Genomic DNA, 15,199 nt, shown 5'->3' with positions numbered 1-15,199 from the left:
AGTTTATTCTGATTATCTAATATTTCCTGTCTCCTTTTCGGATTTTACTACTATTTGATTATTTAACCTTCTTTCATTATTTGTTAACTTTTTTATATTATTTACAATGACTTATATTATATCGACATCCTGGGTATTTATGGTGTTCTAACTGTGTTTGTTATCTGTTAATCAATTGTTAATCGCTGTGCTGGTCACGTTAATTATTTAATTGCGTCTATATGATGAGCTCGAATTTATATAACAACAACGTCAGCTAGGAAGAATAATGAAAGCATATGTATTTGATGGAAAAGACAGCGCGAAATTGGAAGAACGTCCAATCCCTACAATTGAGAAGCAAAGCGATGTCATCGTAAGAATCGAGAAAACCACAATTTGTGGTACGGATTTACATATATTAAGAAATAACGTTGCGACATTTAAGCCAGGCACAATCATGGGCCATGAAGGGGTTGGTATCGTCGAAGAATGCGGTGAGTTGGTGAGTAAGTTTAAGCCAGGCGATCGCGTGATCGTGTCATGTATTACTTCATGTGGTAGCTGCAAAATGTGTCAAGTGTCTAAATTTGGTCAATGTTTAGATGGTGGCTGGCTACTTGGTAATGAAATTGATGGCTGCCAAGCGGAATACGTTCGAGTTCCTTATGGCGATACAAGCCTGCATCTTGTCCCTGACGACATCGATACAGACTCTCTGGTTTTATTGAGCGATATTTTCCCAACGGGTTACGAAGTGGGTGTATTAGATGGTCAGGTTCAGCCAGGTTGCTCTGTTGCCGTTATTGGTTGTGGCCCCGTTGGCCTTGCAGCTCTGATGACCTCTAAGTTCTTCACTCCAAGTGAAATCTATGCAATCGATACTAACCCTCATCGACTGCAAGTGGCTAAAGAGCTAGGTGCAACCCATGCGATCGATAACTCAGATGGCAGTGCCGTACAGCAAATTCTTGACATGACAGATGATGTGGGTGTCGACGTGGTGATTGAGGCTATTGGCATTCCTGCTGGTTGGGATATGTCTCAGAAGTTGGTGTGCCCAGGAGGCAACATTGCAGTGCTTGGTGTTCATGGTAAATCTGCAACGATTAACCTAGAAGACATGTGGAAACGAAACTTCACTATGACAGCTGGCATGGTTCATACCAATACAACGCCAATGTTAATCAAGCAAATTAGAGCGGGTTATCTGGAACCTCAAAAACTGATTAGTCACCAGTTCAATTTAACAGAGTCAGAAGAAGCTTATTCAACATTTATCCATGCTTCAGACCACAAGTCGTTGAAAGTCATCATTTCTAACGATTGTTCATAAACAGCGAATTGTTGAGGTTAGCTTGATTAGTAAACCATTTAAAATACTAGTGATAGGTTTAATCGTGAACCTATCGATCGGTATCCTATATGTATGGGGCGTTTTCAGTGAACCTTTGGCTGAGGCGCTAGGTGTTGATCCTAAGGACGTAGATGGGCCTTACCAGACTTCCGTGTTCGCATTTTCGGTAAGTCTGTTTTTGGCTGGGGTATGGCAAGACAAAATAGGGCCAAGGAAGGTCACAATACTTGGTGTGTTTCTTGTCGGGGCGGGGCTTTTAGCGTCTGGTTATGCCTCAACATTAGCGGAATTGCAGGTTACCTTCGGGTGTATGGTCGGTGCTGGGATGGGCTTTGCCTATGCCTGTATTGGCCCATGTACCATGAAGTGGTGGCCAGAGAACAGAAAGGGGCTGGTTAGTGGTTTAACCGCTGGTGGGTTTGCGATGGCGGCACTGTATTTGGCTCCGTTATCGACCGTTCTCATCGAACACTATGGCATCTTAGATACGTTCAAGATCCTTGGTGTCGGCTTGCTCTTTATGATCCCGATGGCTTCTCTTCTGGTCAATCCACCCAAAGGGTATGTTTCAGAAGTTCCCGGAGGAAAGGCTGCGGAATATGGATCAGACGTAAACATCCAGTGGCTAGATATGCTGAAAACCCCTCAATTTTACCAGATCTGGTTAATGTTCATGGTGTCATCAGCAGCAGGCATCATGCTTATCGGCTCTATTGGCAACGTTAGTAAATCGATAGGATTAACCGCTGAAGAAATTGCGTTAGGTATCATTTTATTAGCGATTTTTAATACCGCAGGGCGAGTTATTGGCGGCGTTGTATTCGACAGGATAGGGCGTGTTCATACACTGGGCTTAATATTTATGTTGCAAGCGGTCAATATGGTCTTTTTTACAACCATTGAAACAACCATTCCTCTCATGGTCGGTATCTCCGCAGGCGCCATGTCTTATGGTGCGTTATTTGGTGTTTTCCCTCCAGTAACAGCGGTCGATTATGGTCTGAAGACGTATGGAACCAACTTTGGAATACTCTATTCAGCATGGGGTGTGTCAGGGTTCTTCGGAGGAATACTCGCTTCCGTAGCGGGGACGGCTGAAAATACCTATTTGGCTTACTCTGCTCTGCTGGTTTCGATCACCGTAATGAATTACCTAATGAAGCCGGTCGATAAGTCCGTGCTATTAAAAGACGAAGTTAATCTGGAATATTAAACGCGAGAACGGTGAGGCTCTTATTAAATTCAGAGTCTCTACCGATAACGTGTTTCCACCTAATGTTGGCTTGGGCAATCTAAGCCAACATTTTTTAATCGAATCATCGATTGCCTACCAATAATCAGCTTCAGTTTTTAGTATAACAATTGAACACGTTAGTTTGCATTATCCCTTGTTTCAGCAGGCGCTTAGGCAGCTAATATTCCTTGCTTTGTGTTAACTCGTTCCTTTCCTTTATGCTACAATCGCGCGAGTTTATATAAGAGAAAGAATAGGACACGCTGTGACTTCGTCTCCGGAAAAAGCAGATAAAAATAACCATGTAGCGAATACCAACGCGACATCGGACTCTGCTGCTGATCAAGCTAATCAAAAAAAGCAAAACAACAAACAACAAGCACCTAAAGCTAGCGCATCTCAAAATAGCCCAGCCTCTCTTCGTAAGGCCTTAAATGAGTGCATGATGCGCGACCGCTTCCGTCTAAGTAAGCGTATTTCTGGTGCAAGCCGTATTAAGAACGAAAAATCCAAGCATGCTGTTTTCGATGAAATCGCATTAGACATTGCCCAATCGATGATGACGGCAACCCAGCGTGCTGCGCAAAAACCAACCATTGAATACCCAGAAATTCTCCCTGTTAGCCAAAAGCGCGATGATATTGCGAAAGCCATTGAAGAAAACCAAGTGGTTATCGTGGCGGGTGAAACGGGCTCGGGTAAAACCACTCAGCTTCCTAAGATCTGTTCTGAGCTTGGCCGTGGTCGCTTTGGCCTAATTGGTCATACTCAGCCGCGTCGTCTGGCTGCGCGTTCGGTTGCGAACCGTATTGCCGAAGAGATGGAAACCCAGTTGGGTGAATTTGTTGGTTATAAGGTTCGATTCAACGACCAGATTTCTGACAACACACAAATCAAACTGATGACCGACGGTATTCTACTGGCGGAGATTCAACACGACCGTTTCTTAAACCAGTACGACACCATCATTATCGATGAAGCGCACGAACGTAGCCTGAACATCGATTTCATCATGGGTTACCTGAAAGAGTTGCTACCAAAGCGTCCTGATCTAAAAGTGATCATCACGTCGGCAACCATCGACCCAGAGCGTTTCTCTAAGCACTTCGACAATGCACCAATCATTGAAGTGTCGGGCCGTACTTACCCTGTAGATACGCGCTACCGTCCATTAGGTGGTGACGACAGCGATTCTGATCGTGACCAAATGGAAGGTATCTTCGAAGCGGTTGATGAGCTATGTGATGAAGGCTTAGGCGACATCCTGATCTTCATGAATGGTGAGCGTGAAATTCGTGATACTGCGGACGCACTAAGCAAGCGTAATCTGCGTGATACCGAGATTGTACCGTTGTACGCGCGCCTTTCGGCAGGTGAGCAGAACCGTATCTTCCAATCTCATACTGGTCGACGCATCGTGCTGGCAACCAACGTGGCAGAAACTTCGCTAACCGTTCCGGGCATCAAGTACGTAATCGACCCAGGTACAGCGCGCATTAGCCGCTATAGCTACCGCACCAAAGTACAACGTCTACCGATTGAGCCGATTTCTCAAGCGAGTGCGAACCAGCGTAAAGGTCGTTGTGGTCGTGTTGCTGAAGGTATCTGTATTCGCTTGTACTCTGAAGAAGATTTCGAGTCACGCCCAGAGTTTACCGATCCTGAGATCCTGCGTACCAACCTAGCGTCTGTAATCCTTCAGATGACAGCACTAGGCTTGGGCGATATTCAAGCTTTCCCATTCGTTGAAGCGCCAGATAAGCGCAACATTCAAGATGGTGTAAGACTGCTCGAAGAGCTAGGTGCGATTGCTTCGGGCAAACCGAGCAATAAGAACAAGAACCAAGGCGACGATACTAAGAAGCTAACGGCAATTGGTCGTAAGCTGTCTAAGCTACCGATCGACCCGCGTTTAGCGCGCATGGTTATCGAAGCGCCAGACAACCGCTGTCTACACGAAGTGATGGTTATTGCGTCTGCGCTTTCAATCCAAGACCCGCGTGAGCGTCCATCAGACAAACAGCAATCGTCTGACGACAAGCACAAGCGTTTCTTCGACAAAGACTCAGACTTCATCACCTTTGTGAACCTGTGGGACTACATCAAGCAACAGCAAAAAGCGCTGTCGAGTAACCAGTTCCGTAAGCAGTGTAAACAAGATTACCTGAACTACCTGCGCATTCGGGAGTGGCAAGACTTGTACTTCCAAATTCACCAAGCAATGCGTGAATTGGACACCAAGCTCAACGATGAGCCGGGCAGTTACGATGGTATTCACCAGTCGCTACTTTCAGGATTGCTTTCTCATATTGGTATGAAAGACCAAGAGAAGAATGAATACCAAGGTGCGCGTAATGCACGCTTCCATATCTTCCCTGCGTCTGGCCTATTTAAGAAGCAGCCTAAGTGGATTATGTCTGCTGAGCTGGTGGAAACCTCAAAACTTTGGGGTCGTGTGATTGCTAAAATTCAGCCTGAGTGGATTGAACCGTTAGCGAAGCACCTAATCAAGCGCAGCTACAGCGAACCACACTGGTCGAAGAAACAAGCGGCGGTAATGGCACACGAAAAAGTGATGCTTTACGGAATCCCGATTGTTCCTAAACGCCTAGTGAACTATGGCGCGATTGACCCAACGATTAGCCGTGAGTTATTCGTACGTAGTGCACTGGTTGAAGGTGAATGGGAAACCAAGCACGCGTTCTTCAAACAGAACCGCAAGCTTCTCCAAGAAGTGGAAGAGCTTGAGCATAAATCACGTCGTCGTGACATCTTGATCGATGATGATGAACTGTTTGAATTCTACGACCAGCGCGTAGGCGAAGAGGTGGTTTCAGGCCGTCACTTTGATAGTTGGTGGAAGAAAACCAGCAAAGAGACTCCAGAGCTACTTAATTTCGAGAAATCGATGCTGTTCCGCGGTGATGCAAGCCACGTTACTGATTTAGATTACCCGAACTTCTGGCACCAAAATGGCCTGAAGTTAAAACTGAGCTACCAGTTTGAACCGGGCGATGACAACGATGGTGTAACGGTACATATCCCGCTGCCTATCTTGAACCAAATCGACCAGAACGGTTTTGATTGGCAGATTCCAGGCCTACGTCAAGAATTGGTGGTTAGCTTAATCAAGTCACTACCAAAGACGTTACGGCGTAACTTTGTACCTGCGCCAAACTACGCGGATGCGTTCTTGGCTCGTGTGACACCACTTGAAGCGCCGTTACTGGACTCTCTTGAAAAAGAGCTACGCCGCATGACGGGTGTTGAAGTGGTACGAGATGACTGGAAGTTAGACCAGATTCCAGAGCACTTAAAGGTAACATTCCGTGCGGTGGATCATCGCAAACGTAAGTTGAAAGAACACAAAGACTTACATGAACTGAAAGAGAGCCTGAAAGACAAAGTTCAAGAAACGCTTTCTAAAGTTGCGGATGACGATATCGAGCAGCAAAACCTGCATACGTGGAGCTTTGGTGAGTTACCAAAAGTCTACCAACAGAAACGTGGTGGCTACGATGTAAAAGCCTTCCCAGCGTTGGTGGATACCAAAGACAGCGTAGAGATCAAACTGTTCGAGACGGAACAAGAGCAGATCTCAGCAATGAAATCGGGTCAGCGTCGTTTGATCTTGTTGAACGTGCCGTCGCCAATCAAATACTTGCACTCGAACTTACCGAATAAATCGAAACTTGGCTTGTACTTCAACCCATACGGCAAGGTTCTCGATCTTATCGATGACTGTATCGCTTGTGGTATTGATAAGCTGATCGAAGAGAAGGGCGGTTTGGTTTGGGAACCAGAGCAGTTTGAAGCACTGAAAGAACACGTACGTGCAGAGTTGGGTGATACCGTGGTTGAGATTGCTCAACAGGTAGAAACCATCCTTACTACGGCATTCAGCATCAGCAAGAAGCTGAAAGGGCGTGTGGATCTTTCTATGGCATTTGCACTTTCTGACATAAAAGCTCAGGTAGAAGGTTTGATTTTTAAGGGTTTTGCCACAGAATGTGGATGGAAACGCTTGCCAGATATCCTACGCTATATGAAGGCAATCGAACGCCGCATGGAGAAGCTGCCAATTGACCCTAACAAAGATCGTTTGCATATGATCAAAGTTGAGTCAGTAATGAATGATTACAAAGAGCTGCTGAATAAAATTCCAAAAGGGATCGCGGTTCCAGAAAACGTAAAAGAGGTGCGTTGGATGATTGAAGAGCTTCGTGTAAGCTTCTTCGCACAGCAACTCGGTACGCCTTATCCAGTGTCAGATAAGCGTGTTAAAAACGCAATCGATGCTTGCTAAAGGAATAATGCTAGACGCAATGGCAAGGTTTGGGTATAAATCTTGCTTATTGCATTACTAATTGAATAGTTATTACATACAGGGCGACTTGGTGGCAATTTATTACCACTCAAGGCCTGCCACTAGGACGAAAAAGGTCGAATATGAAAAAAACGTTATTGGCACTAGCACTGCTAGGTGCATCTTCAACAGCAATGGCTGATTCTTGGTTGTACGGCGGCGTAATGGGTGGTCAAAACTCATTCGCAGGCGAAGATGAAAACGCAGTGGGTATCCACGTGGGTACAGGTATCCTGCCACTTATCGGTGTTGAAGCGGGTTACTGGGATCTAGGTTCTTTCGACAACGTTAGCTACGGCAACCGTGCTGCACAAAACGTTGACGTAAGCACAGCTTACCTAGCAATCAAACCAAGCATCGATTTCGGTCCTCTTCACGTATACGCGAAGGGTGGTCTTCACTCTTACGAAGTGAAAGGCGATAGCTTCAAGCAAGACGACGTTGATATCATGTACGCTGTAGGCGCTGAATACTTTATCTTCGGTCCACTATCTGTAGGCGCTAGCTACCAAAACTTCAAAATGAAAGATGACGACGCAGGCGTTTTCTCTCTAAACGCAACTATCCACCTACTGTAACTACTCAGTAAGGCGATCGTAAATAACGGTTGTTTAGTCGCTAAAGAGTTCGTAAGAATTCATAAAAAATGCCAGCTTAATTGCTGGCATTTTTGTATCTGTTCATTGTGTTTTTCACACTAGAAAGCGAGTGGCTATTTCTTGCTGTTGAGAATCTGTTGGATTCTTGGGTTAAGCGCTTTACCGTGTTTGCTTTCGTACTCTTCACGCTTCAAATCGTTCAAGTTCTTCACTGAGTTAGCGGCAAGTAGGAATTGTGGTAATTCCGTTTCAAGCATGCCTTTCTCGTCTAAACGCTTCGCTTCCAAGTAGTACTTCTTAAACAGGCCATCAAGCTTGTTTTCCGCAGTGCGTTTTAAGTCATACAGCTTGTTTTGAATTAGCCATTTCTCAATCTTGTTCGCAGCAGTGCGAGACAATACTCGAATGCGGCTATCCAACAGCTCTTCTTCCGTCAGAGAGTCTTTCAGAATCCAAAGCTCACCCATTTGTGGTGGCCAGCTGTTGCCAAGCTGAATACGCTCATGACAGTGCATTAGCACGCGGTTGAGGCCGTCAGAATCGACAGAGTTAGCAAACTCAATGAACTTACCGCTTGGTTCACTACCGTATTGGTATTCCCACTGAGTCTCGTACACGCTCAAGAAAGAGCCGAACACATGGATACACCAATCCGTCAGTTCTAGTTCTGCAGGATCTTGGTCAACGACAGGTACTTGTTGATTTGAGCCAGTGTCTGATTCAACAACAGGTACCGATGGCGACGAAACTGCCGGTAAAACTTCTGGAACGACTGCAGGTGCAGGATCAGAAGGTTGGCTTTTTGCCTTTTTGAATGAGCTGCTGCCTGAAGCGTTCAGATGGGCTAAGCTTTTGTCGATACCCATTTCCTTGAGCTTGTCCTGCATTTCCTGAATATTGAGAGGTCTTCTGCTGTTGTTGTCTTTCATTTTGCTTCTCGTTAACTAACCAGTACTGCAACTTAGATTCGATGCGAGAGATTGGCATGAGTTCATTGGCTTTGGCTTTATACCAGAGGACAAATTTTTTCCATATTAAGCTATGGTCACCAGCAAGGCCGGAGAATTTAAATGCACGTTCTGCCCATGTTGGAATGATCTCTTCATCCAAATCATGAGTGGAAACCGTGTTGCTGATCATTGAGCCTCGACTTTGTGGACGAGGGGCATGCTGCATGTTTTGCATTGGCGCCGGAGCAGGCTGAAACTTAGGTGCAGGTGCAGGTGCAGGTGCAGGTGCAGGTGCAGGTGCAGGTGCCGTAGAGTAGACCGGAATACTATTGACCGGTTGAGCCTCAACGGGCGCCGCAGCTTGCTCTTGTTCAATGAGCAGTTTGAATACGTGGACCTCTTTTTGATCTCGATAGTCTACTTTTACCTTATCGAGAATACCTTGGTCGACTAGGCACTTAAGGCAGTCGGCTAAACCAAACGTAGAGAGAGCACAAAGCTGACTTGCCGATTGCAGGCACACATTGGTGTAACCGGATTCATCCGCACCGTCTGCAAGCATCAATAAAACAAGCTTTTCTGCTGGGCTAGAAGTATTCACTTGCCAAGCTAAATAAGAATATTTGGCGCTCAATATCGTGTTCTCAAAAAAGGTAAGTCGTTGTCACTATTGTAAGTCACCCATTACCGAATTTATAGCAACTTAACAGAAAACGACATTAGTAAGCCAAATATTGACCATAAGGAGAGGTCTGCCCTAAAAAGTAAGCCTACACTCATCCATTCTAGGTCAGAAGGTGGCTAAAGATGGGTTTTACGGCCGTCTTTTTCGGGTCTGATTCTTCACTAAGGCTTAAAATAACGTGGTCTATTAACGTAAAGAATGAGCTTCTCACCTTTCGTGTTCTCTTCATGAAAGCGCCTATCTTCTCTCTAGTGACTGTTGATCACTTCTCTATCTACTTATTGACATATTTATCCATCTATTCATAAATCATATTTAATTTATAAAACACCTTGATATGATCATTATTTTCGCTATTATGACGATAAGTCAGAAATGACGAAGCGTCATAAAATGGTTAACTACATGAATTTACTATTCGTGTTAATATATTGGATAGGAGTGTTTTAATACTGGCTAAGCTTAGATAATGGCTAAGCTCAAATACGGACTGAGAAATTATGTTTGGCTTTGGTTGTAAAGGCGATAAACAAGGTATCTTTGGTTGCAAAGGCGTGTTGTCTAAAAAGCAGCAGTCTATTGCAGACCGAGAAGTAGAGTTGATGTTGTTGGCGAAAGATCTGGTTCGAGAACAAGGGTTCGGAAACCTAACGATGGACAAGCTAACGGCAGCGAGCTCTTATTCTAAAGGGACAATCTACAATCACTTTTGCAGCAAAGAAGACGTCGTTTTAGCGTTATGTATTCACTCTCTTAAGACAGAAGCAATGATGTTTGCTCGCTCTGGAGAGTTTGAAGGCAACACACGTGAAAAGATCGTCGCATTGCACGTTGCTTATCGAATCTATGCTCGCATGGAACCGGTATTATCAACCTGTGCGATCATGGCTAAAAGCCCGTGGGTACTAGAGAAAGCGTCTAGTGCACGCGTCGCCGAGATGAATGAACTGGAAGAGTTGGTGATTGAACAATGCGACTCTATGGTTAACCAAGCGGTAGAAGCGGGTGACCTAAAGTTCTCTTCTGGCGTTGGTTCAGATGCCATCGTTTTTGCTAACTGGTCAATTGCATTTGGTTCAAATGCCTTGTCACAGAATGCATCAAACAGTCATTGTATTAAGCGGTTGCAAGACCCGTATTCAGTATTACACAACGCGAACATGATTCTAGACGGCCTCAATTGGCAGCCCCTTTCTAGCGATTGGGATTACCGCAAAACTTGGCGTCGTGTAGAGCAAGAACTGTTCAGTGAAGAGATCGCTTACTTAGAGTCTGTAGGTCGATAGCTTCCATTAAGCCCACACATGTGGGTTTATTAATAACCATTTTTGACGATTCGTCACAAACTTGAGATTAACCGACTGTGGTTGCTGTTTTCTTGAGTATTTGACTAAGCATTGTGTCTTTTGTCAGCTTCGGTTGGCTTTTTATGACACATATATGACGAATCGTCACAAATGGAGACTGTGATGAAACATGACAGCCAGAAGCCCACGTTCGATCAGCAAAACCGAAATAACCCTAATGCCGATAGCGCAAACGCCGATCTAAATAACAGTTGGCACTCAATACCGACCAAGCGTTCGTTTATCGTTCTGCTGGTGGTATTTTCAATCATCATTCTCTCTGCATTAGGGGCTAAGAACCTCTACTTTAGAGGGGACTACAACATCTTCTTCGAAGGCACCAACAAGCAGTTGATGGCGTTCGATGAGATTCAAACCACCTTTGCAAAAACCGACAACCTTGCGATTGTTGTCGCCCCTGAAGATGGCAATGTCTTCACCCCTGAAACTCTCACCCTGATTCAAAACCTCACGGTCGATGCGTGGCAGATCCCGTATTCAAGCCGTGTCGATTCCCTAGCTAATTATCAGCACACCGAAGCCATTGAAGATGATCTTTTGGTAGAAGACTTGCTGTATGAAGAGTACGAGCACACACCAGAGCGTATCGCCAAAGTAAAACAGATTGCCCTCAACGAACCGTTGCTCAAGAATGCTTTGGTGTCGGCCTCTGGTGATGTGACGATTGTTAACGTGACCGTACAACTGCCAGAAGTGGATAAGACGGCGGAAGTGCAAGAGGTGATTGCGGCGATTAATGCCATGATCGGCAAGTACCAAGCTCAGTACCCTAATGTCGAGTTCCATAAAGCGGGCATCATCGCCATGAACAACGCCTTTATGACTTCGGCTCAAGAAGACAGCTCAACGCTCGTGCCGTTAATGCTGCTAGTGGTACTGGTATTCCTGACCTTTATGCTGCGCTCGTTCTTTAGTGTGGTGGCGACGCTTATTGTGATTATTTCTTCAATTGTTGCCACCATGGGTTTATCCGGTTGGGCAGGGATGTTCTTGAGCACCGCAACCGTGAATGTTCCAACTTTGGTTTTAACTTTGGCGGTGGCTGATTGTGTTCACGTGATTGTGACCATGAGACAAGCGATGCAACGCGGGATGGAGAAAGCACAAGCCATTCAATATAGCATCAAGCTCAATGCGATGCCGATTCTGATCACCTCAGTGACCACTGCGATCGGTTTCTTGATGATGAACATGTCGGACTCTCCGGTGCTACGTGATTTCGGTAACTTGTCTGCACTAGGGGTACTTATCGCGTGCTTCCTGTCTGTGACTATGTTGCCTGCGTTGCTAAAACTGCTGCCAGTTAAACGTCTTTCTGCCAATCCTGAAGCCGCAGACAAAATCACCTTCATGGATAAGCTGGGGGATTTTGTCGTCACCAACCGTAAAGCACTGCTGCCGATTTCAACTCTGGTGATTGTTGGCGCTGCGGCGTTAATTCCACTCAACAAAGTGAACGATGAATCGGTGAAGTATTTCGATACCTCAAGTGAATTCAGACAAGCGGCCGACTTCATGGAACAGACCGTAAGTGGCATGACCACCATCAGTATTGCTGTGAAGACTAACGAGTCTCAAGCGATTGCTGATCCTGTGTTTTTGCAAGCAATTGGTGACTTTACTGAATGGCTACGCGTTCAACCAGAAACCGACCACGTGGCGACGCTTTCCGATGTTTACATGCGTTTGAACAAGAACATGCATGGCGACGACGAAAGCTACTACAAGCTGCCGCTTAACCGTGAACTTGCCGCGCAATATCTGCTGCTTTATGAGATGTCTCTGCCGTACGGCTTGGACTTGAACAACCAGATCAACGTCGATAAGTCATCGATCAAAATGGTCCTTACCGTCGATAACCTCGGCAGCGTTGAGCTAGTCGAACTCGAAGAGCGCATTTACTCATGGTTTGCAGCCAATGCACCTCAGTATGAAGTGGTCGCGTCGAGCCCATCACTGATGTTTGCTCACATTGGCGAAACCAACATGGCGAGCATGTTATCGACTTTGCCTATCACCTTAGTACTTATCTCTGGCTTGATGATCTTTGCGTTGCGCTCAGTTCGCTTGGGCATGATCAGCCTAGTGCCAAACATTGCACCTGCGATCATTGGCTTTGGTTTATGGGCGCTTATCTCTGGTGAAATCAACCTTGGTTTGTCAGTGGTGGTTACGCTCACTCTGGGTATCGTGGTTGATGATGCGGTGCACTTCTTAAGCAAATACCAGCGCGCACGATTAGAAGGTAAATCAGCGGAAGAAGCGGTTCGATATGCTTTCCACACCGTTGGCCGCGCATTGTGGATCACCACAGTTGTGCTTGTGGCAGGCTTCTCTGTACTGGCGATGTCGAGCTTCAGACTTAACTCCGATATGGGCTTACTCAGCGCGATTGTGATTTTCATTGCGCTGGTGGTCGACTTCATCTTGCTACCGAGCTTACTGATGATCTTCGACAAACAAACTCACTACTCAAACAAGCATGACACTCAGTCACAGACTAATCCAACAGCCGAACTGACTACTTCGACCAAATAAGGAATCGTCAGCCTGCTGCGGTGGGCTGACTCAAGGAGAAATTTATGAAAATCGTTAAACAATCATTTTTTACTACATTATTCACACTGAGCACATTCGTCGCTTTCCCAGCATTAGCAGACCCGGCGAAAGGCTTAGAAATTGCAGAGCAACGTAAAGCCGTTGATGTCGGGTGGGGCGATTCTATCGCGACCATGGAAATGCTACTTCGCAACAAGCAGGGCGAAAGCAGCACACGCCTGATGCGATTGAAATCTTTGGAAGTGGATGACGACGGCGACAAAGGCTTAACCATTTTTGATGAGCCGCGCGATGTAAAAGGCACGGCTTTCTTAAACCATTCACACATCACCAAATCCGATGACCAATGGTTGTACCTGCCTGCATTGAAACGTGTAAAGCGCATCTCTTCACGTAACAAATCGGGTCCGTTTATGGGCAGTGAGTTTGCTTATGAAGACTTAAGCTCGTTTGAGCTAGAAAAGTACACCTTCAATTACATTGAAGACGCGAAACTGGAAGGCGTAGACACCTTTGTTTTAGAGCAAGTACCGACCGATAAAAACTCAGGCTACACCATGCAGAAAGTATGGCTAGACCAACAATACTACCGCCCAATTCAGGTTGAATTTTACGACCGAAAAGGCGCACTGCTGAAAACCTTGTCGTTTCAAGACTACAAACAATACCTAAACCAATACTGGCGCGCTCACACCATGGCGATGCAAAACCATCAAACAGGCAAGAGCACCGTCTTAACCACAACAGATTTGGCGTTCCAGACGGGTCTTAAAGACAAGGACTTCCAAAAAAACACGCTTAAACGTGCTAAGTAAGGCAAGAATATGAAAAGGATTGTGGCAACAGGAACCCAGTTATCCTTAACCTTGGCAGCGACTGTCGGGCTTATGCAGGTGTCGTTACCTTGTGTGGCAGCAGGCTTTAGTCCGGATCTTGCAGGGCAGGTTAATATTGAACATAGGCAGTTCTTTAGTGACGGTTTACAAGGGCAGGATAAAGGACAAAGCTCACTGGTGTTACAGCCAGAGTTTTACTGGGAACAAAAAGAGGGCAATGGCAGCTTTACCTTCACCCCGTTTTATCGCCTAGACAGTGAAGACGATGAGCGAACTCATGGAGACATTCGAGAAGCCTTATACCTAACATATTGGGATGATTACGAACTGCGAGCCGGTGTCGGCAAGGTATTTTGGGGCGTGACCGAATCGGCGCACTTGGTGGATGTGGTAAACCAAACCGATACGATTGAATCGGTCGATGGCGAATCCAAGCTAGGTCAGCCTATGGTGCACTTCACCTCAATTAAAGAGTGGGGCACCATAGACGCCATGTTATTGCCGTATTTTCGTGAGCGTACCTTTGCAGGGGAAGACGGACGCTTAAGACCAACGGTGCCGGTTTCGGACGATGCGCTTTACGAATCTTCGAGAGAAGAAAAGCATGTAGACGTAGCACTGCGTTATAGCCAAATGTACGGCGATTGGGATGTCGGTTTAAGCTATTTAGGCGGCACAAACCGCGACCCTTATTACCATGTGGAAGGCAATCAGCTCAAGCCATATTACGCACAAATGCAGCACTTCGGGCTGGATGTACAAGGCATTATTGGTGATTGGTTATGGAAGCTGGAAAGCATTTATCGCGACAGTTACGACAACCACACAGGCGTAGCGACAGGCTTTGAATACACATGGGTTGGGGCGCTTGAATCATACTGGGACATTGGCTTCATTGCTGAATACTTGTATGACAGCCGAGGCAATAACGCCCAAACCATCGGCCAAAACGATGTGTTCCTTGGGGCGCGTTTCGCCTTGAACGATGAAGACGGCACAGAGGTACTTACAGGTATCACTCAAGACTTAGATAACAGCGATGTCTACAGCGCCAAACTAGAAGCCTCAAGCCGTATCAATAACAACCTCAAGTGGCGATTGAATGCTTGGTTGTTTGAGAACGAAACCCCAGAGGACTTGCTGTTCTTCGCTCGCAAGGATGATTTTGTCGAGGTGGCGTTGGAATATTACTTTTAGTATTTATACAGAGTTAACATGTACAAAAAGTTAGGTCTTCCAACAAGTTAATGTTGGTTTCGTGAGGCGT

At 45.8% G+C, this 15,199-nt stretch carries 10 protein-coding genes; 8 read left to right on the top strand and 2 right to left on the bottom strand.

Annotation, left to right across the window (positions count from 1 at the left end; translation table 11 throughout):
• Positions 1-268: 268 nt before the first annotated feature.
• The 4 genes from F0228_RS09975 (at position 269) to F0228_RS09960 (ending at position 7,514) form a co-directional block, all read left to right on the top strand.
• Positions 269-1,315, top strand: a complete 1,047-nt coding sequence (locus F0228_RS09975; RefSeq protein WP_008222112.1) for an alcohol dehydrogenase catalytic domain-containing protein — start codon at positions 269-271, stop codon at positions 1,313-1,315.
• 22 nt (positions 1,316-1,337) lie between these two features.
• Positions 1,338-2,549 (top strand): OFA family MFS transporter, encoded by a 1,212-nt coding sequence (locus F0228_RS09970; RefSeq protein ID WP_171762194.1) that lies wholly within the window; start codon positions 1,338-1,340, stop codon positions 2,547-2,549.
• A gap of 286 nt (positions 2,550-2,835) precedes the next feature.
• Complete coding sequence (gene hrpA / locus F0228_RS09965; protein WP_171762193.1) at positions 2,836-6,876, top strand: ATP-dependent RNA helicase HrpA; 4,041 nt, start codon at positions 2,836-2,838, stop codon at positions 6,874-6,876.
• Between the two features lie 143 nt (positions 6,877-7,019).
• Positions 7,020-7,514: an outer membrane beta-barrel protein gene (locus F0228_RS09960; RefSeq protein WP_061031603.1), complete on the top strand. Its 495-nt coding sequence runs from the start codon at positions 7,020-7,022 to the stop codon at positions 7,512-7,514.
• Between the two features lie 134 nt (positions 7,515-7,648).
• Here F0228_RS09960 and F0228_RS09955 read toward each other — a convergent pair whose 3' ends face one another.
• Together F0228_RS09955 and F0228_RS09950 are read right to left on the bottom strand one after the other, a co-directional pair.
• The gene (locus F0228_RS09955; protein WP_171762217.1) at positions 7,649-8,401 is read right to left on the bottom strand and encodes a hypothetical protein; all 753 of its coding nucleotides are present in this window, start codon (positions 8,399-8,401) and stop codon (positions 7,649-7,651) included.
• Entirely contained in the window at positions 8,322-9,119 is a 798-nt protein-coding gene (locus tag F0228_RS09950) for a hypothetical protein (protein ID WP_171762192.1), read from the bottom strand. Before F0228_RS09950 ends, F0228_RS09955 begins: the two co-directional genes overlap by 80 nt.
• Positions 9,120-9,670: 551 nt before the next feature.
• Here F0228_RS09950 and F0228_RS09945 point away from each other — a divergent pair.
• The 4 genes from F0228_RS09945 to F0228_RS09930 all read left to right on the top strand — a co-directional run bounded on the left by F0228_RS09945 (position 9,671) and on the right by F0228_RS09930 (position 15,129).
• On the top strand, positions 9,671-10,456 hold the full coding sequence (locus F0228_RS09945) for a TetR/AcrR family transcriptional regulator (protein ID WP_004741595.1): 786 nt from the start codon (positions 9,671-9,673) through the stop codon (positions 10,454-10,456).
• Positions 10,457-10,627: 171 nt separating this feature from the next.
• Positions 10,628-13,075: an MMPL family transporter gene (locus F0228_RS09940; RefSeq protein ID WP_253820291.1), complete on the top strand. Its 2,448-nt coding sequence runs from the start codon at positions 10,628-10,630 to the stop codon at positions 13,073-13,075.
• Positions 13,076-13,119: 44 nt separating this feature from the next.
• The gene (locus tag F0228_RS09935; RefSeq protein ID WP_171762190.1) at positions 13,120-13,911 is read left to right on the top strand and encodes an outer membrane lipoprotein-sorting protein; all 792 of its coding nucleotides are present in this window, start codon (positions 13,120-13,122) and stop codon (positions 13,909-13,911) included.
• Between the two features lie 9 nt (positions 13,912-13,920).
• Entirely contained in the window at positions 13,921-15,129 is a 1,209-nt protein-coding gene (locus F0228_RS09930) for a hypothetical protein (RefSeq protein ID WP_171762189.1), read from the top strand.
• Positions 15,130-15,199: the final 70 nt, after the last annotated feature.

Origin of the sequence: Vibrio sp. 99K-1, from assembly GCF_013114585.1 — a bacterium.
In the GTDB taxonomy this organism is placed as follows: domain Bacteria; phylum Pseudomonadota; class Gammaproteobacteria; order Enterobacterales; family Vibrionaceae; genus Vibrio; species Vibrio chagasii_B.
The sequence above is the reverse complement of the archived record's forward strand: the minus strand, read 5'-3'. Positions and strand labels throughout refer to the sequence as shown.